The organism is Acidovorax sp. GW823-FHT01C06, from assembly GCF_058798375.1.
This window is the reverse complement of record NZ_JBXAKN010000016.1, coordinates 1-17,172: the sequence shown is the minus strand read 5'-3', so window position 1 is coordinate 17,172 and position 17,172 is coordinate 1. Positions and strand designations below refer to the sequence as shown.

At 63.2% G+C, this 17,172-nt stretch carries 14 protein-coding genes and 1 other RNA gene; 7 read left to right on the top strand and 8 right to left on the bottom strand.

Annotation, left to right across the window (positions count from 1 at the left end):
- Nucleotide 1 precedes the first annotated feature (1 nt).
- The gene (locus tag AC1RCS_RS24140; RefSeq protein WP_492246467.1) at nt 2–661 is read right to left on the bottom strand and encodes a cation efflux transmembrane domain-containing protein; all 660 of its coding nucleotides are present in this window, start codon (nt 659–661) and stop codon (nt 2–4) included.
- A 79-nt stretch (nt 662–740) separates the two neighbouring features.
- On the opposite strand from AC1RCS_RS24140, the gene AC1RCS_RS24135 reads away from it, so the two are divergent.
- Nucleotides 741–1,211, top strand: coding sequence for a Cd(II)/Pb(II)-responsive transcriptional regulator (locus AC1RCS_RS24135; protein WP_218338890.1), 471 nt, complete (start codon nt 741–743; stop codon nt 1,209–1,211).
- 284 nt (nt 1,212–1,495) lie between these two features.
- Here the strand turns inward: AC1RCS_RS24135 and AC1RCS_RS24130 are convergent, their stop codons facing one another.
- The 7 genes from AC1RCS_RS24130 to gyrA form a co-directional block, all read right to left on the bottom strand.
- Nucleotides 1,496–1,831, bottom strand: coding sequence for an integration host factor subunit beta (locus tag AC1RCS_RS24130; protein ID WP_255590831.1), 336 nt, complete (start codon nt 1,829–1,831; stop codon nt 1,496–1,498).
- A gap of 85 nt (nt 1,832–1,916) precedes the next feature.
- A complete protein-coding gene (rpsA, locus tag AC1RCS_RS24125) occupies nt 1,917–3,617 on the bottom strand; it encodes a 30S ribosomal protein S1 (protein WP_370627717.1) in 1,701 nt (566 codons plus the stop codon).
- A 192-nt stretch (nt 3,618–3,809) separates the two neighbouring features.
- Nucleotides 3,810–5,840 carry a bifunctional 3-phosphoshikimate 1-carboxyvinyltransferase/cytidylate kinase gene (locus tag AC1RCS_RS24120; RefSeq protein WP_492246468.1) on the bottom strand — a complete coding sequence of 677 codons (2,031 nt, stop codon included), beginning with the start codon at nt 5,838–5,840 and terminating at the stop codon, nt 3,810–3,812.
- Between the two features lie 132 nt (nt 5,841–5,972).
- The gene (locus AC1RCS_RS24115; protein ID WP_492246469.1) at nt 5,973–6,845 is read right to left on the bottom strand and encodes a prephenate dehydrogenase; all 873 of its coding nucleotides are present in this window, start codon (nt 6,843–6,845) and stop codon (nt 5,973–5,975) included.
- A gap of 12 nt (nt 6,846–6,857) precedes the next feature.
- Nucleotides 6,858–7,955, bottom strand: a complete 1,098-nt coding sequence (gene pheA / locus AC1RCS_RS24110) for a prephenate dehydratase (protein ID WP_218297481.1) — start codon at nt 7,953–7,955, stop codon at nt 6,858–6,860.
- 132 nt (nt 7,956–8,087) lie between these two features.
- The gene (gene serC, locus AC1RCS_RS24105) at nt 8,088–9,197 is read right to left on the bottom strand and encodes a 3-phosphoserine/phosphohydroxythreonine transaminase (protein ID WP_492246470.1); all 1,110 of its coding nucleotides are present in this window, start codon (nt 9,195–9,197) and stop codon (nt 8,088–8,090) included.
- 103 nt (nt 9,198–9,300) lie between these two features.
- Nucleotides 9,301–11,973, bottom strand: a complete 2,673-nt coding sequence (gene gyrA, locus AC1RCS_RS24100; RefSeq protein ID WP_492246471.1) for a DNA gyrase subunit A — start codon at nt 11,971–11,973, stop codon at nt 9,301–9,303.
- Nucleotides 11,974–12,197: 224 nt separating this feature from the next.
- Here gyrA and ompA point away from each other — a divergent pair, with 224 nt between their 5' ends.
- The 6 genes from ompA (at nt 12,198) to AC1RCS_RS24070 (ending at nt 17,100) form a co-directional block, all read left to right on the top strand.
- A complete protein-coding gene (gene ompA / locus AC1RCS_RS24095) occupies nt 12,198–12,842 on the top strand; it encodes an outer membrane protein OmpA (RefSeq protein WP_218297478.1) in 645 nt (214 codons plus the stop codon).
- 97 nt (nt 12,843–12,939) lie between these two features.
- Nucleotides 12,940–13,650, top strand: coding sequence for a bifunctional 2-polyprenyl-6-hydroxyphenol methylase/3-demethylubiquinol 3-O-methyltransferase UbiG (gene ubiG / locus AC1RCS_RS24090; RefSeq protein ID WP_218297477.1), 711 nt, complete (start codon nt 12,940–12,942; stop codon nt 13,648–13,650).
- A 10-nt stretch (nt 13,651–13,660) separates the two neighbouring features.
- A complete protein-coding gene (locus AC1RCS_RS24085) occupies nt 13,661–14,326 on the top strand; it encodes an HAD family hydrolase (RefSeq protein WP_369643984.1) in 666 nt (221 codons plus the stop codon).
- A 12-nt stretch (nt 14,327–14,338) separates the two neighbouring features.
- Nucleotides 14,339–14,725: a transfer-messenger RNA gene (gene ssrA, locus AC1RCS_RS24080) on the top strand.
- A gap of 218 nt (nt 14,726–14,943) precedes the next feature.
- Entirely contained in the window at nt 14,944–16,188 is a 1,245-nt protein-coding gene (locus tag AC1RCS_RS24075) for a tyrosine-type recombinase/integrase (RefSeq protein ID WP_492246472.1), read from the top strand.
- 219 nt (nt 16,189–16,407) lie between these two features.
- Complete coding sequence (locus AC1RCS_RS24070) at nt 16,408–17,100, top strand: nuclease-related domain-containing protein (RefSeq protein ID WP_492246473.1); 693 nt, start codon at nt 16,408–16,410, stop codon at nt 17,098–17,100.
- Nucleotides 17,101–17,172 lie beyond the last annotated feature (72 nt).

Sequence of the window (17,172 nt, the reverse complement as noted above, 5' to 3'; positions counted from 1 at the left end):
CTCAGTGCCCTTGCGGCTGCGGGCGGGCAGCACCACCCGCCAGTTCCTGGCGTGCCTGGCGGATCACGCTCCAGCCCCCGGTGATGGCCAGCCATGCCATGACGGCAGCCACCGCCAGGTCCGGCCAGGCCGTGCCCGTGCCGAACACCCCCAGCGCCGCGCCCATCACCGCGAGGTTGCCCAGCACGTCATTGCGCGTGCACAGCCACACGCTGCGCATGTTGGCATCGCCTTCGCGGTAGGCGTACAGCAGCACCGCCACGCCCAGGTTCGCGGCCAGGGCCAGCAAGCCCACGCTGCCCATCGTCAGGGGTTCGGGCGCAATTCCCTGCCAGGCGCCCCAGGCCACGCGTCCCACCACCACGAGGCCGAACACCAGCATGCTGGCCCCCTTGACCAGCGCGGCGCGTGCGCGCCATGCCAGGGCCATGGCCAGCACCCACAGCGAGAGTGCGTAGTTGGCCGCATCGCCCAGGAAGTCGATGGCGTCGGCCAGCAGCGATGCCGAACCGGACTGCAGGCCCGCTCCGATTTCGAGCAGGAACATAGCGGCATTGACGATGAGCGCCACCCAGAGGATGCGGCGGTAGCGCGGGTCCGCGCTGGTGGGGGCACCGTGGTCTTGGCCGTCGTTGGAATGGTGATGGCAATGTGCGGACATGGCGGTTCTTCTTTCTCCCGGGAGGGTTTTCAATGTGATGGCATCATTGGAAACCTTGAAGTCACTTGAAGGTCAAGCGATGGCACAGCCGGTTGCACAAACCCCCCAGTACCGCATCGGCGAGGCAGCCCGGCAATCGGGCGTGTCCGCCGCGAACATCCGCTACTACGAAAAGGAAGGGCTGCTCGCGCCCGGTGTCCGGGAGGACAACAGCTATCGCCTGTACAGCGCGGACGATGTGCACCGCCTGCGCTTCATCCGCCTGTGCCGCGCGATGGACATGTCGCTGGACGAGGTGCGCACCCTGCTGGCGCTGGACTGGACCCGCAAGCAGGACTGCGAAGCCGCGCGCGACACGCTGGATGAGCACCTTCAGCATGTGCGTGGCCGCCTGGCGGAACTGCTCACGCTGGAGGCCGACCTGCTCGCGCTGCGCAACCGCTGCGACGGGTCGGACACGCACTGCCACATCATCGAGGCCCTGCATGCGCGCGCCGATGAGCAGTCTGCCGTGGCTGCCTCGGCCGGCGTGGGAAAGCGCCATGTGTGAGATTTATCGGCCAGGTGCCGTTCACCGTGCATCGACGGCCTGGCCGCGCTGTCTGCGGGCTCGTCCGGCCCGAAAACAGGAGCTTGGCCGGCACGCGTTCTTGGGTGAGAGCGTGCGACCCGGAGTCAGTTCGTCAGTTTGAGAGAGCCAAAGTACTTGCCAGGTTCTCCGCGCACGCAGTGCACGGATTCGGAACTTGGACTGGCTCGCGATCAATGCGGCTCTTGGAGATTGGTATCAAATAGAAATAGGCGCTGCGGCCGTCTGCCAATCGCTGGCAGCTATCATTTTTGAATGGATGTGTTGCTTGCCGTGCCGGAGTTTTCTTCCATTTCGGCGGTGCGCTTGTCCACGGCTTCGCGCAGGGCCTTGCCGGGCTTGAAATGGGGTACGCGCTTTTCGGGGATGGCCACGGCCTCGCCGCTGCGCGGATTGCGGCCCATGCGGGGCGGGCGGTGGTTCACCGAGAAGCTGCCAAAGCCCCGGATCTCGATGCGGTGCCCACGCACCAGGGCCTCGCCCACGGCGTCCAGAATGGTCTTGACGGCGTATTCGGCATCGCGGTGTGTCAGCTGGCCGAAACGGGCGGCCAGTTCTTCGACGAGGTCTGAGCGGGTCATGGAATCTTGGGACATAGGCAGTCTTGGCTGAAAAAAGAGCGGGCGCCGAGGCGCCCGCTGTCTGACCGTTTAACGGGTCAGCGCTTTACTTTTCCGAGTTGTCCAGCTTGGCGCGCAGCAGGGCGCCCAGGCTGGTCGTGCCGGCGCTTTCGCGGCTCGATTGCTGGCTCAGGTTGGCCATGGCGCCTTGTTCGTCGGCCATGTCCTTCTGCTTGATCGACAGCTGGATGTTGCGGGTCTTGCGATCCACGTTGACCACCACAGCGGTGACTTCGTCGCCTTCCTTGAGCACGTTGCGGGCATCTTCCACGCGGTCGCGGGAGATTTCCGAAGCGCGCAGGTAGCCCACGATGTCTTCGCCGAGGTCGATTTCAGCGCCACGGGCGTCCACGGTCTTGACCTTGCCGGTCACCGTCTGGCCCTTGTCGTTCACGGTCACGAAGGTCGTGAATGGGTCGCCGTCGAGCTGCTTGATGCCCAGCGAGATGCGCTCGCGGTCCACGTCCACGGCCAGCACGATGGCTTCCACTTCCTGGCCCTTCTTGTAGTTGCGAACAGCGGCTTCGCCGGGTTCGTTCCACGAGAGGTCGGACAGGTGCACCAGGCCGTCGATGCCGGCAGCCAGGCCCACGAACACGCCGAAGTCGGTGATCGACTTGATCGGACCCTTGACGCGGTCGCCGCGCTTGGTGTCCTGTGCGAATTCCTGCCATGGGTTGGCCTTGCACTGCTTCATGCCCAGGCTGATGCGGCGCTTGTCTTCGTCGATTTCCAGGACCATGACTTCGACTTCGTCGCCCAGCGAAACCAGCTTGGCGGGAGCGATGTTCTTGTTGGTCCAGTCCATTTCGGAGACGTGTACCAGGCCTTCGATGCCGGGTTCGAGTTCCACGAATGCGCCGTAGTCGGCGATGTTCGTGATCTTGCCGAACAGGCGCGTGCCTTGTGGGTAGCGGCGGTTCACGCCCATCCATGGGTCGTCGCCCATTTGCTTCAGACCCAGCGAGACACGGTTCTTCTCGGTGTCGAACTTCAGGATCTTGGCCGTGATTTCCTGGCCAGCCGTCACCACTTCCGATGGGTGACGCACGCGGCGCCATGCCATGTCGGTGATGTGCAGCAGGCCGTCGATGCCGCCCAGGTCCACGAACGCACCGTATTCGGTGATGTTCTTGACCACGCCTTGAACGATGGAGCCTTCCTTCAGGGTTTCCATCAGCTTGGCGCGCTCTTCGCCCATGGAGGCTTCCACCACGGCGCGGCGGCTCAGCACCACGTTGTTGCGCTTGCGGTCGAGCTTGATGACCTTGAATTCCATGGTCTTGTTTTCGTACGGCGTCAGATCCTTGATCGGACGCGTATCGATCAGCGAACCGGGCAGGAACGCGCGGATGCCGTTGACCAGGACAGTCAGGCCGCCCTTGACCTTGCCGGACGTGGTGCCGGTGACGAATTCGCCGGATTCCAGGGCCTTTTCCAGGCTCATCCAGGAAGCCAGACGCTTGGCGGTGTCGCGCGACAGGATGGTGTCGCCGTAGCCGTTTTCGATGGAGCCAATGGCCACCGACACGAAGTCACCCACTTGGACTTCGACTTCGCCCTTGTCGTTCTTGAACTCTTCCAGCGGCACGTAGGCTTCGGACTTGAGGCCGGCGTTGACCACGACGAAGTTGTGCTCGACGCGCACGACTTCAGCGGTGATCACTTCGCCTGGGCGCATTTCCGTACGCTGCAGGGATTCTTCAAAAAGGGCGGCAAAAGATTCGGACATGTGTTTCCTTGCCACAAACAGGATTCCAGTAGCACCATTGCTACTGTTTTTATAGCTGCTTGCGGTGGTTTTTTGCGGTAGAACCGCGGGTTAGGTTAACGATCCACACAGCCTGTGCGCTGGCGCGCGAGAGGGGCTGCGTGGGCCTGTTGCAAGGCCTTTCGGCTTTGCCTGAGGGACCCGGATTTTAGCCAGGGCCCCGCGCCGTCAGCCCTGCGCAGAGGCTGCGAAGGGCTGACGCTCCTGCCACCAGGCCAACACCTGCTCGACGGCTTCATCAATCGTCAAGTTGGAGTTGTCCAGGACCAGAGCGTCCTGCGCGGGCTTGAGGGGTGCGACGCTGCGGGAACTGTCCCGGGCGTCGCGTGCCTCCAGATCCGCGCGAAGGTCTTCGATATTAGCTGAAAAACCCTTTGAAATCAACTGTTTATAACGGCGCTCGGCGCGGCAGGCGGCGCTGGCCGTCAGATACACCTTGAGCGGGGCGTCCGGGAAGATCACCGTGCCCATGTCGCGGCCGTCCGCCACCAGGCCCGGCAGGCGCCGGAAGCTGTGCTGCAGGTCCACCAGGGCCGCCCGCACGGCGGGCAGGGCGGAGACGCGGGAGGCGTTCATGCCGGCCTCTTCGGTGCGGATGGCTTCGGTCACGTCGTCGCTGCCCAGCCACACCCGGCCGCCCTCGAAGCGCACGGGCAGCGTCTGGGCCATGGCGGCAATGCGGGGCTCGTCCTCCGGCTGGATGGCCAGGCCGGCACGCAGGGCGGCCAGGGCCGTGATGCGGTACATCGCCCCCGAGTCCAGGAAGCGGTAGCCCAGGCGCTGCGCGACGGCAGCGGCCACCGTGCCCTTGCCCGAGGCGGTGGGACCGTCGATGCAGATCACCGGGATGTGGTCCGTGGCTGCCTGCGTGACCGAGAACAGGGCTTCGAAATAGTCCGGGAAGGTCTTGGCCACGCACTTGGGGTCTTCGATGCGCACGGGCAGGCTTGCCGAGTTGAAGGCGGCCAGTGAAAAGCACATGGCCACGCGGTGATCGTCATAGGTGTGGATGCTGGCGGCCTTCCACGCCTGCACCTGCGCCGGCGGCGTGACGCGGATGAAGTCCGCACCTTCTTCCACCGTGGCGCCGAGCTTGCGCAGCTCGGTGGCCATCGCCGCGATGCGGTCGGTTTCCTTCACGCGCCAGCTGGCGATGTTGCGCAGGGTGGTGGTGCCTTCGGCATACAGCGCCATCACGGCCAGAGTCATGGCGGCATCGGGGATGTGGTTGCAGTCCAGGTCGATGGCCCTGAGCGGCCACGCGCCGCGCTGGATCTCCAGCCAGTTGGGGCCGCCCGTGACCACCGCGCCCATGGCGCGCGCGGCTTCCACGAAGCGGATGTCACCCTGGATGGAATCCAGCCCCACGCCCTGGATCTTGATGCCTTTTGGGTCATTGGCGCTTGCTGCGATTGCGCCAAGTGCTATGAAATAGCTAGCGGAAGAGGCGTCGGCCTCTACGTGGATGCTGCCCGGCGACTGGTAGCGGCTGCCGGCGGGGATGGTGAAACGCTGCCAGTCTCGGTGTTCGACCACGATGCCGAACCGCGCCAGCAGCTGCAGCGTGATGGCGATGTAGGGCCTGGAGATCAGTTCGCCCATGACCTCGATCACGATGGCCTGCGCGCCGGCGGCCAGCGGCAGCGCCATGAGCAGGGCGGTGAGGAACTGGCTCGACACATCGCCGCGCACGCGGATGGGCGCCGCCAGCGCCAGGGCAGGCACGCCGTTCGCATCGGCGATGCGCAGCGGTGGGTAGCCGTCATTGCCCAGGTAGTCGATCTGGCAGCCCAGTTGGCGCAGCGCGTCCACCAGGTCGCCGATGGGGCGTTCGTGCATGCGCGGGACGCCGGACAGCTCGAATTCGCCACCCAGCAGTGCCAGCGCAGCCGTCAGGGGCCGCATGGCGGTGCCGGCATTGCCCATGAAGAGCTTGGCGGGCGATTGGGGCGCCCGCCCGCCCAGGCCCGTGATGTGCACGGTGCTGCCGTTTTCGTCGACGGTGCAGCCGATCTGGCGCAGCGCGTCGAGCATCACGCGGGTGTCGTCGGATGCCAGCAGGTCGTGCACGGTGGTGGTGCCGTTGCTGAGCGCCGCCAGCAGCAGCACCCGGTTGGAGATGCTCTTGGAACCGGGCAGGTGGACTTCGCCCGCCGCGGTTTGCAGGGGAGGCAGGTCAAGGAATGCGGTGCTGTACATCGGTGTGTTTTGTCGGTTAGGCCAATGGCCTGTGCACCGGCGTGTCCTAGGCCAGTGCCACCGTGGAACTGGCGTTGCCAGGCCACGGGTGGCGTCCCCCTTGGGGGAAGGCGCCGCAGGCGACTCAGGGGGTTATTTTCTCTTCGCGCCCATGCGCCAGTGCGCGCGGGTCTCGCTGGCCAGCGTCAGCATGTCTTCCAGCGCCTGGGCGTCACCTTTTTCCATGGCCTGCTCGATGGTGTGCAGCGCCTGCTGGAAGAGCTTGGACTGGGCGATCAGCTCTTCCCGGTTGGACAGCAGGATGTCGCGCCAGACCTTCGGATCGCTGGCCGCGATGCGGGTGAAGTCCCGGAACCCCGGGCCCGCCAGCGACAGGAATTCGTCGCCGGTCGACTGGCCCGTGATGCTGTTCATCATCGCAAAGGCCAGCACGTGAGGCAGGTGGCTGACCGCGGCAAAGGCGGCGTCATGCGACTCGGGCGACATGCTGGTCACGCGGCAACCCAGCGCGGTCCAGATGTCGTCGGCCCTTTGCAGCTGTACGGTGAGCGTGCGCTCGATGGGCGTGAGGATGACCTGGCGGCCACTGTAGAGGTCGGCCTCGGCGTGTTCCACGCCCGACACTTCGCGCCCCGTGATCGGGTGCGCCGGCACGAACGAGCCCACCTGGTCGCGCAGGGCGCGGCGTGCGGCCTGGACCACATCGGCCTTGGTCGAGCCCACGTCCATGATCAGCATCTGGGGCGTGACGAGGTGTTTGATGGCCTTGAGCGTGGCCTCGGTGGCGGCGACGGGCACGGCCAGCAGCACGATGTCGGCGCCGGCCACCGCGAGCAGCGCCGAGGGCGCCTCCACATCGATCACGCCCAGCTGGCGCGCGCGGTCGGTGGTGGAGGGCGACTTGCTGTAGCCCACCACGCGCTTGACGAGGCTGGCCTTCTTCATGGCCAGGGCGAACGAGCCGCCCATGAGTCCGCAGCCGATCAGTCCCAATTGTTCGAACATGGCGGTGGCTCCTCAGGACGACACGGGGTAAGTGCCCAGGACCTTGTAGAACGCGCACAGGCTGCGCAGTTCTTCCAGGGCCCGTGCCACATGGGGCTGGGCGGGATGGCCGTCGAGGTCGATGTAGAAGTAATACTCCCACTGGCCGGTGCGGGCAGGGCGGGACTCGAAGCGCGTCATGGACACGCCATGGGTCTTGAGCGGCACCAGCAGGTCGTGCACCGCGCCGGGCTGGTTGGGCACCGAGACCACCAGGCTGGTGCAGTCCTTGCCCGAGGGCGGTGGCGTCTGCAGGGTGTGCGGCAGGCAGATGATGGCAAAGCGCGTGCGGTTGTAGGCGTCGTCCTGGATGGCGTGGGCCACGATGTGCAGCCCGAACTGCTGGGCCGCGCGTTCGCTCGACAGGCCGGCCCAGGCCGGGTTGGTGGTGGCCAGTCGGGCGCCCTCGGCATTGCTCGACACGGGGCGGCGCTCGGCATGGGGCAGGTGCTTGGTCAGCCAGGCCTGGCATTGGGCCAGCGCCTGCGGATGCGCCAGCACCACCTCGATGCCATCGAGCGAGTTCGTGGTGCGCAGCAGGTTGTGGCGCACCAGCAGGCTCACTTCGCCCACCACATGGGTGGGGGTGTGCAGGAACAGGTCGAGCGACCGCGTGACTACGCCTTCGGTGGAGTTCTCCACGCCCACCACGCCGTACTGGGCGCTGCCAGCCGCGGTGGCGTGGAACACCTCGTCGAAGTTGGCGCAGTACATCAGGTCGGCCGCGCCGCCGAAGAATTCAATGGCCGCCTGCTCGCAGAACGTGCCTTCGGGGCCCAGCACGGCCACGCGCTGGGGCGATTCGAGCGCCAGGCAGGCCGACATGATCTCGCGCCAGATGGCGGCCACGTGCGGGCCCTTGAGCGGGCCGGGGTTGGCGGTCTGGATCTTCTCGATGACCTGCGCCACGCGGTCGGGGCGGAAGAAGGGCGTGCCTTCGCGCTTCTTGACTTCCCCCACCTGCTCGGCCACCAGCGCCCGCTGGTTCAGCAGCGTGAGCAGTTGCTGGTCGATGGAGTCGATCTGCACGCGCAGGCTGGCGAGGTCGGGTGAGGCTTGCGGAGTGTTCATGAATGGGGATGTCTGTGCGGGGCTGCTCGTCAACCGGTGTGCCACCGGCGTTCAGAAGGTGCAAAGGAATCCGGTGTGTCCGAGGGCGCTTTCGTGGGGCGTACGGGCATGCCGGGTTCGTTTTGCGCCTTCTCAGGCGTGTTTTTGTTCAAATTCTCGCATGTAGTCCACCAGCGCCTGCACGCCGGCCAATGGCATGGCGTTGTAGACGCTGGCGCGCATGCCGCCCACGGACTTGTGGCCCTTGAGTTGCAGCAGGCCGCGTTCCTTGGCCCCGGCCAGGAAGGCGTCGTTGCGGCTTTCGTCGCGCAGGAAGAACGGGATGTTCATGCGCGAGCGGCAGTTGGCGGCGACCTTGTTCACATACAACTGCGAGCTGTCGATGGCGTTGTAGAGGAGGTCGGCCTTGGCGATGTTGCGCTGCTCCATGGCGGCCACGCCGGTCAGGCTGCCTTCGGTCTGGCGCTTGAGCCACTGGAAGGTCAGGCCTGCGATGTAGATGCCCCAGGTCGGTGGCGTGTTGTACATCGACTGGTTGTCGGCCACGGTCTTGTAGTCGAAGGCGCTCGGGCAGGCGGGCAGGGCGTGGCCGAGCAGGTCTTCGCGCACCACGACGAGGGTCAGCCCGGCGGGACCGAGGTTCTTCTGGGCGCCGCCGAAGGCCAGGCCCACGCGCGACCAGTCCACGGGGCGCGACGCCACATGCGACGAGAAATCGATGACCAGGGGGGCATCGCTGCCCAGGGCCTTGAGGTCCGGCAGTTGGTGGAATTCGATGCCGTTGATGGTCTCGTTGCTGCAGATGTGCAGGTAGCTGGCGCCACGGCTCAGCGTCCAGGTAGCGGGGTCGGGCAGGGTGGTGAAGCCCGTGTCCTCGGCCGAGCCGACGATGTTCACCTCGGAGGCGTACTTGCGGGCTTCCTTCTGGGACTTCTGGCTCCAGCTGCCGGTCAGCACGAAATCGACCACACCGGCGCGGGAGAGGTTCAGCGGCACGATGGCGTTTTCGGCCAGGCCGCCGCCCTGCATGAACAAAATCTTGAAGTTGGAAGGCACGGCCAGCAGTGCACGCAGGTCGGCTTCAGCCTGTTCATAGATGGAGAGGAATTCCTTGCCGCGGTGGCTCATCTCCATCACGCCCATGCCGCTGCCATGCCAGTCGAGCATTTCGGCAGCGGCTTGCTCCAGCACCTCGGCGGGAATGGCGGCCGGGCCGGCCGAGAAGTTATAGGGACGGTTCATGATCAATCCATCAAAAACACTGCCGGCGCTTGATGGGTAAGCGCTGGCAGCTTCACTTTTCATAGCAATGGCGCGGTCTGTGTACGGCGCCTCGCGGCAAGGGTCAGGCGTCGGGCGTGGGCGGCGTTCCGGGGTCTGGGGGGCTGCCGCCGTCCGAGCTGCCTTCGCCGTCAGACTCGGGGTCGGCCACGTTGGCGTCGTTTTCCACGATGCGCTGCAGGCCGCTGAGCTTGGAGCCTTCGTCCAGCGCGATCAGTGTCACGCCCTGCGTGGCCCGGCCGAGTTCACGGATCTCGGACACGCGAGTGCGCACCAGCACGCCCTTGTCGGTGATCAGCATGATCTCGTCATCCGCGTGCACCAGCGTCGCGGCGACGACCTTGCCGTTGCGCTCGCTCTGCTGGATGGCGATCATGCCCTTGGTGCCGCGGCCGTGGCGCGTGTATTCGACGATGCTGGTGCGCTTGCCGTAGCCGTTTTCGGTGGCGGTGAGCACGCTTTGCGTTTCGTCTTCGGCCACCAGCATGGCGATCACGCTCTGGCCGTCTTCCAGCATCATGCCGCGCACGCCGCGGGCCTGGCGGCCCAGCGGGCGCACGTCGTTCTCGTCGAAGCGCACGGCCTTGCCGCCGTCGCTGAACAGCATCACGTCGTGCTGGCCGTCGGTAAGGGCGGCGCCGATCAGGTAGTCGCCGTCGTCCAGGTTCACGGCGATGATGCCGCCCTTGCGCGGGTTGCTGAATTCATCCAGCGCCGTTTTCTTGACGGTGCCCATGCTGGTGCCCATGAAGACATAGCGGTCCGCCGGGAAGGTGCGCATGTCGCCCGTGAGCGGCAGCACGACGTTGATCTTCTCTCCGTCCTGCAGGGGGAACATGTTGACGATGGGGCGGCCGCGCGAGCCGCGCGAGCCTGCCGGCACTTCCCAGACCTTGAGCCAGTACAGGCGGCCGCGGTTGGAGAAGCACAGGATGTAGTCGTGCGTGTTGGCGATGAAGAGCTGGTCGATCCAGTCGTCTTCCTTGGTCGCCGTGGCCTGCTTGCCGCGCCCGCCACGCTTCTGGGCGCGGTATTCGGACAGGGGCTGGCTCTTGATGTAGCCGGTGTGGCTGAGCGTGACCACCATGTCGGTGGGGGTGATCAGGTCCTCGGTGGAGAGGTCCTGCGCGCTGTACTCCACGATGCTGCGGCGTGCGCCCAGCTTGTGCTGGCCGAATTCCTGCTTGATGGAAGCGAGTTCGTCGCCGATGATGACCGATACGCGCTCGGGCTTGGCCAGGATGTCCAGCAGGTCTTCGATGACCGCCATGACTTCCTTGTACTCGGCCACGATCTTGTCCTGCTCCAGGCCGGTCAGGCGCTGCAGGCGCATCTGCAGGATTTCCTGGGCCTGCGTTTCCGACAGGCGGTACAGGCCGTCCTGGCCCATGCCGAATTCCTTCTCCAGGCCGTCCGGGCGGTAGTCGTCGGCGTTGATCACGCCGCCATCGGCGCGCGTGCGGGTGAGCATCTCGCGCACCAGCTTGCTGTCCCAGGGGCGGGCCATCAGCTCGGCCTTGGCCACGGGAGGCGTGGGCGCGTTGCGGATGATGGCGATGAAGTCGTCGATGTTGGCCAGCGCCACGGCCAGGCCTTCGAGCACGTGGCCGCGGTCGCGCGCCTTGCGCAGCTCGAACACCGTGCGGCGGGTGACCACCTCGCGGCGGTGCTGCAGAAAGACGCTGATCAGGTCGCGCAGGTTGCACAGGCGGGGCTGGCCGTCGATCAGCGCCACCATGTTCATGCCGAAGGTGTCCTGCAGCTGCGTCTGCTTGTACAGGTTGTTGAGCACCACCTCGGGCACTTCGCCGCGCTTGAGCTCGATCACCAGGCGCATGCCCGACTTGTCGGATTCGTCCTGGATGTGGCTGATGCCCTCGATCTTCTTCTCGTGCACCAGTTCGGCCATGCGCTCCTGCAGCGTCTTCTTGTTGACCTGGTAGGGCAGCTCGTCCACGATGATCGCCTGGCGCTGCCCGCGATCGATGTCCTCGAAGTGGCATTTGGCGCGCATGATCACGCGCCCGCGCCCTGTGCGGTAGCCGTCCTTCACGCCATTGATGCCGTAGATGATGCCGGCGGTGGGGAAGTCGGGCGCCGGAATGATCTCCATCAACTCGTCGATGGACACGTCCGGATTGCGCAGCATGTGCAGGCAGGCATCCACCACCTCGTTGAGGTTGTGGGGCGGAATATTCGTGGCCATGCCCACGGCAATACCGGCCGAGCCATTGACCAGCAGGTTGGGGAGTTTGCTGGGCAATACCAGCGGCTCCTTTTCGCTGCCGTCGTAATTGGGCCCGAAATCGACGGTTTCCTTGTCGATGTCGCCCAGCATTTCATGGGCGATCTTGGCCAGCCGGATTTCGGTATACCGCATTGCCGCAGCGTTATCGCCGTCCACGGACCCGAAATTGCCCTGGCCATCCACCAGCATGTGGCGCAGCGAAAAATCCTGCGCCATCCGCACGATGGTGTCGTAAACGGCGGAATCACCATGCGGGTGGTATTTGCCGATCACGTCTCCCACGATACGGGCCGACTTTTTATAAGGCCGGTTCCAGTCGTTGTTGAGCTCGTGCATCGCAAAAAGTACGCGGCGGTGTACAGGCTTCAGCCCATCGCGCGCATCGGGCAGGGCCCGGCCCACGATCACGCTCATCGCGTAATCGAGGTAACTGCGCCGCATCTCTTCTTCGAGGCTGATCGGCAGGGTTTCTTTGGCAAACTGGGTCATTGGGGACGGCGGTGGCGGCGAAGGAGAACCATTTTAGAGGTAAGACCGTGTAGCGACCACGCAACATATCGAAGCAATTCCGGTTTTGTCCTACGGGCCCTGGGTAGCCTCCACCGCTTTTGCCCTGTTACGTATGGCACAATCGTTTGAACGCTTCGGGTGGTGGTCACCCCAAGCGTCCTGATTCGCAGCGCGGCTGCGGCTTTTTCCCCAAGAGGAGAACCATGAAGAAACTGAACAAAGTGGCGATGTTGTTTGCCTCTGCAGCGCTCGCAACCGCCGCTGGCGCACAAACCGTTGACAACTGGAGAGATGCTTCTGGCCAACTGGTCTGGAAGAACGGCACCAACGAATACTGCTGGCGCAATGCCAACTGGACGCCTGCCACTGCTGCTCCTGGCTGCGATGGCGCGATTGTCGCCCCCGCTCCAGCTGCCGCTGCTGCTCCAGCCGCCGCCCCAGCACCCGCTGCCGCTCCAGCACCCGCACCAGCTCCAGCACCTGCTGTCGCTACCAAGGTGACCTATGCCGCTGACGCATTCTTCGACTTCGACAAGTCGGTGCTGAAGCCAGAAGGCAAGGCCAAGCTGGATGATCTGGTTTCCAAGGTCAAGGACATCAACCTGGAAGTGATCATTGCCGTGGGTCACACCGACTCCGTGGGCTCTGATGCATACAACCAGAAGCTGTCGGTTCGCCGTTCCGAAGCCGTGAAGGCTTATCTGGTGTCCAAGGGTATCGAAAAGAACCGCGTCTACACCGAAGGCAAGGGCGAAAAGCAACCCGTCGCCGACAACAAGACCGCCGAAGGCCGTGCGAAGAACCGTCGCGTGGAAATCGAAGTGGTCGGTACCCGCGCTTCCAAGTAATCTTCGGATTGCTTCACAAAAAAGCCCCGGCAACGGGGCTTTTTTGCGTCTGGGGGTTTTATCCTCCATTTTCCTTCCTTCATGGACAATCTCTGGCATGAGTGAAACCGTCAATGCAGATCCGGCCGAACTGGCCAAGTTTTCCGAATTGGCCCATCGCTGGTGGGACCCTGAAAGTGAATTCCGTCCCTTGCACCAGATCAATCCTTTGCGGCTTGACTGGATTCAGGGGCAGTGCGACCTGTCGGGCAAGCGCGTTCTGGATGTCGGCTGTGGCGGCGGCATCCTGGCCGATTCCATGGCCCGCAAGGGCGCGGAGGTGACGGGCATCGATCTGGCCTCCAAGGCCCTGCGCGTGGCGCAATTGCATGCGCTGGAAGCTCAGACCACCAATATCCAGTACCGGGAAATCAGCGTGGAAGCCTTGGCCAAGGAGCAACCTGCCAGCTTCGATGTCGTCACATGCATGGAAATGCTCGAGCACGTACCTGATCCAGGATCGGTGGTGAGGGCATGCTCAGAGCTCGTGAAACCGGGAGGCTGGGTGTTTTTCTCCACCATCCACCGCAATGCCAAGGCTTTCATGCTGGCCATCGTAGGGGCTGAATATGTGCTGAACATGCTGCCGCGGGGAACGCATGAGTACGCCAAGATGATTCGGCCCAGCGAACTGGCCGCAAGTTGCCGAAGCGCGGGCCTGCATGTACAAAATACCCGGGGCCTGGAATACAACCCCCTCACGCGGCGCTATTGGCTGAGTGCGGACACCAGCGTGAACTATCTTGTGGCCACGCGGCGCACTGCCTGAGGGCGCACCCATGTTTCACAATATTCGTGCGGTGTTGTTTGATTTGGACGGAACGCTGATCGACAGTGCCCCGGACTTGGGCGCCGCTGCCGACAAGATGCGCACTGACCGCGGATTGCCGTCGCTGCCGCTGGAGCGTTACCGCCCCATGGCGGGTGCCGGCGCGCGCGGCATGCTGGGCGAAGCCTTCGGTATGGCTCCCGACCATCCGGATTTCATGACCATGCGCGAGGAGTTCTTTGTGAACTATGAGTCGCGCATGACGGAGCGCACCAGCATCTTTGACGGCGTTCCAGAACTCGTATCCCAGATACTGCAACGCAACATGGCATGGGGCGTGGTTACCAACAAGGCAGCCCGCTTCACGGACCCGCTGACCCGCTCCATTCCCCTGTTCGTCACTGCGCGGGCGGTCGTCAGCGGGGACACCACTCCCCATGCGAAGCCGCATCCTGCTCCTTTGCTCGAGGCGGCAGCGCGCCTGAAAGTGGAGCCCGGGCAGTGCATCTATGTTGGCGATGACGAGCGTGACATCGTGGCAGGTTTGGCCGCAGGAATGGGGACCGTGGCCGCAACCTATGGCTACCTGGGTGCAAAAACCAATCCGATGGAGTGGGGCGCCCATGCCGCAATTAAATCTCCCTTCGAGCTCTTGCAATTGCTGGGGAACGCCTAAAATAGAAGCTCTGGGGCTGTCCTGGTTTCGACGTGGGTTCGGAATCGGTGTGGTGCATGTCGAGCTTGAGTCACGCTCGTAAATCTCGATTTAAAAAACTAACTGCAAACGACGAACGTTTCGCACTCGCTGCTTAATTGCCAGTGAGCCTTGCAACAGTTGGCCGATGGGCTGGGCAAGGGGGTTCTGAGCAATCAGTGCCTCCCGGCTGCAAGGATAATTACATGGGCTGGTCCTGATCCGGGTACCTTGGATTGGGGCGAGAAAATAGGGTGCTGGCGGCCTGTGTAGCGTGCGACTGCGCGGCACAGGCAGCGAGATTCAAATCAGACCGCTAAACATGTAGATCTGCCCGATGAAGGCTTGCGGACGCGGGTTCAATTCCCGCCAGCTCCACCATTACGACGTCCAAGGGCGTTCGCCAACATCCGGTGAACGCCCTTTTTCTTTGGTAAATCAATGGGTTACGGTGTGGAGACGTCCGGGGCGGTCTCCTGACAGTCAGGCTGAGGCGGGGGAACAGACGGGGGAACAAAATCCGAAAAGGGTAGACTGGCGGCATTTGTTCCCCCGTTTCCGTGGGGAAATCCGAGCTAAACCTCTGGAGGTGTTCCCCCATGTTGACCGATGCACAGTGTCGTAACGCCGTCTGTTCCCCCACATCGAAGCGGGAGCGTTTGTCGGACTCGGGAGGACTGTATCTGGAGGTTGCTCCCGGGGGATCGAGGCGCTGGTTCTGGAAGTATCGGCATGAGGGCAAGGAAGGGCGTATGGCTCTGGGCAGCTATCCCTCGGTCAGCCTGACGGCAGCTCGCAAGGCTCGTGATACCGCCAGGCTGCAGAAATCGACAGGAATAAATCCTGTGCATGCCAGAAAGGTGGAAAGGCTGAAGGCTTCTGCCAGTGCCGGTGATACCTTCAAAGCTGTCGCTCTGGAGTGGTACAACAAACAGAAGCCTCTATGGAGTGATTCTCATGCTGAGCGCTCTCTGCGCCAGTTCGAACGTGATCTCTTTCCGTGGCTAGGGGAGCGTCGTCTGGCTGAGATTGAGCCGGTGGAACTGCTGGCAACCCTGCGCAAAGTCGAAGAGCGCGGGGCTGTAGAGACGGCCGATCGTGGATTGATGTTGGCTCGCCAGGTCTGGCGCTATGGCGTCGCGACAGGCAGGGTAGGGCGGGATATCACGGGAGACCTCAAAGGCGCGTTGTCTCCGTATCGCGGCAAACACTTTGCCGCTATCACCGACCCAGTCAAGCTAGCTCAGTTGTTGCGGGCCATCCAAGCCTACAAGGGCGGGCCTATTGTGCGGGCAGCATTGAAATTGGCGCCCTTGCTGTTTCAGCGACCCGGCGAATTGCGCGGTGCGGCTTGGGCCGAAGTGGACCTGGATGCTGCCCTCTGGACGATTCCGGCTGCCCGGATGAAGCGGGGTAAAGACGGGAAGGAAAACGGGGATCCACATCTGGTGCCTCTTTCAACTCAGGCCGTGAAAGTGCTGCGAGAACTGCATCCGTTGACAGGTCACGGCGCACTGGTGTTTCCCGGTGAGCGCAACCACAGTCGACCTATTTCAGAGAATTCAGTGCGCACCGCGCTCATCACCATGGGCTATACGCCGGAGATTCAGACATGGCATGGCTTTCGTGCAACGGCGCGAACCATGCTGGCGGAGCGATTGGATGTTGACCCGCTGGTGATAGAGGCGCAGCTGGCTCATGCTGTGAAGGATGCCAATGGGCGAGCCTATAACCGGACGCAGTACTTAGCCCACCGAACGAGAATGATGCAGCGGTGGGCAGACTATTTGGATAGGCTGAGGGATGGAAAAGAGGCGGGCAAAGCGTCTTCCAAAATTGCCTGATATGTCCTTGGTAGTGCATTTGCCAGATGTGCTGTTGAGCTGGGCTTGGTCGGTGCGGTGGCCTGCCAAGCATCGATAGGCGGTTCTTGTCCAACTGACGTGGAGACCTACCGGCTAAGGGCGTGAGCTGAGCGGTGCCGGCTTCGCCGCGGGAGCGGGTAATTTTTGCGTCCCGATGCAGAGTCACATCCCACATATGAGAGGACTTTAGTGGCACAGATGATTCCGTCAGTTGGGCCAGCCGAAACTGACAGCGCGGCTGAACGACGTATCTACCATTTGCTCAAGAAGGGGTTGTCTAACGATTTCGTCGTCATTCACAGCCTTCCCTGGTTGTGCTCATCAGTCAGGGCGATTGACCGCGACTATCCTCCCACTGGCGAAATCGACTTCCTCATCGTGCACGAGGCTTTCGGCATTCTGGCTGTGGAAGTTAAGGGTGGAGTGCACCGCACTGAAGGGGCGACTTTTGTGCACGTTAAGTCAGGTCGCAGCAGTCATCCCGTCAGGCAAGCGCGAAAAAATGCCCATGGGCTTGCTCGATGGCTTGGCCACGATCCCTGCCTGCGTTTTCGCATCGGCTACGGGTTCATCTTTCCGGACAGCAGCTTCGGCGATCAAGTGATCGACGCTGCCATGGTTGATGTGTCCGTGTCTTCGCGTGAGTCAATCTTCGTTGACAGGAATGGCATGGCCGACTTGGGCCTGCACATTCAGCGCATCATGCGGTTTTGGCAGGCTGCAAATAGTTCTGGCCCACTAGGTAGCGCGAGGAAGGCCAAGCTTGTTCAAACGCTTTGCCCTGAATTCGATGGCACACCGAGTTGGGCGTCACGTGTCGAGTATGACAACCGCATGTGGCTACGCTTAACCGAAGAGCAATCAAGAGTCGTCGACACCGCAGAGGCATGAATCGCCCCGGGTTTTCTAGACACCTCTGAGCCTCAAACCTGAGGCCCAATAGGAGGTGCCATGAGTAAGCAA

Bases quoted from the DNA above. Each gene is read 5' to 3' on its own strand.
- AC1RCS_RS24140 (WP_492246467.1), bottom strand. From the start codon at position 661: ATGTCCGCACATTGCCATCACCATTCCAACGACGGCCAAGACCACGGT.
- AC1RCS_RS24135 (WP_218338890.1), top strand. From the start codon at position 741: ATGGCACAGCCGGTTGCACAAACCCCCCAGTACCGCATCGGCGAGGCA.
- AC1RCS_RS24130 (WP_255590831.1), bottom strand. From the start codon at position 1,831: ATGACCCGCTCAGACCTCGTCGAAGAACTGGCCGCCCGTTTCGGCCAG.
- AC1RCS_RS24120 (WP_492246468.1), bottom strand. From the start codon at position 5,840: ATGTACAGCACCGCATTCCTTGACCTGCCTCCCCTGCAAACCGCGGCG.
- AC1RCS_RS24115 (WP_492246469.1), bottom strand. From the start codon at position 6,845: ATGTTCGAACAATTGGGACTGATCGGCTGCGGACTCATGGGCGGCTCG.
- pheA (WP_218297481.1), bottom strand. From the start codon at position 7,955: ATGAACACTCCGCAAGCCTCACCCGACCTCGCCAGCCTGCGCGTGCAG.
- serC (WP_492246470.1), bottom strand. From the start codon at position 9,197: ATGAACCGTCCCTATAACTTCTCGGCCGGCCCGGCCGCCATTCCCGCC.
- gyrA (WP_492246471.1), bottom strand. From the start codon at position 11,973: ATGACCCAGTTTGCCAAAGAAACCCTGCCGATCAGCCTCGAAGAAGAG.
- ompA (WP_218297478.1), top strand. From the start codon at position 12,198: ATGAAGAAACTGAACAAAGTGGCGATGTTGTTTGCCTCTGCAGCGCTC.
- ubiG (WP_218297477.1), top strand. From the start codon at position 12,940: ATGAGTGAAACCGTCAATGCAGATCCGGCCGAACTGGCCAAGTTTTCC.
- AC1RCS_RS24085 (WP_369643984.1), top strand. From the start codon at position 13,661: ATGTTTCACAATATTCGTGCGGTGTTGTTTGATTTGGACGGAACGCTG.
- AC1RCS_RS24075 (WP_492246472.1), top strand. From the start codon at position 14,944: ATGTTGACCGATGCACAGTGTCGTAACGCCGTCTGTTCCCCCACATCG.
- AC1RCS_RS24070 (WP_492246473.1), top strand. From the start codon at position 16,408: ATGATTCCGTCAGTTGGGCCAGCCGAAACTGACAGCGCGGCTGAACGA.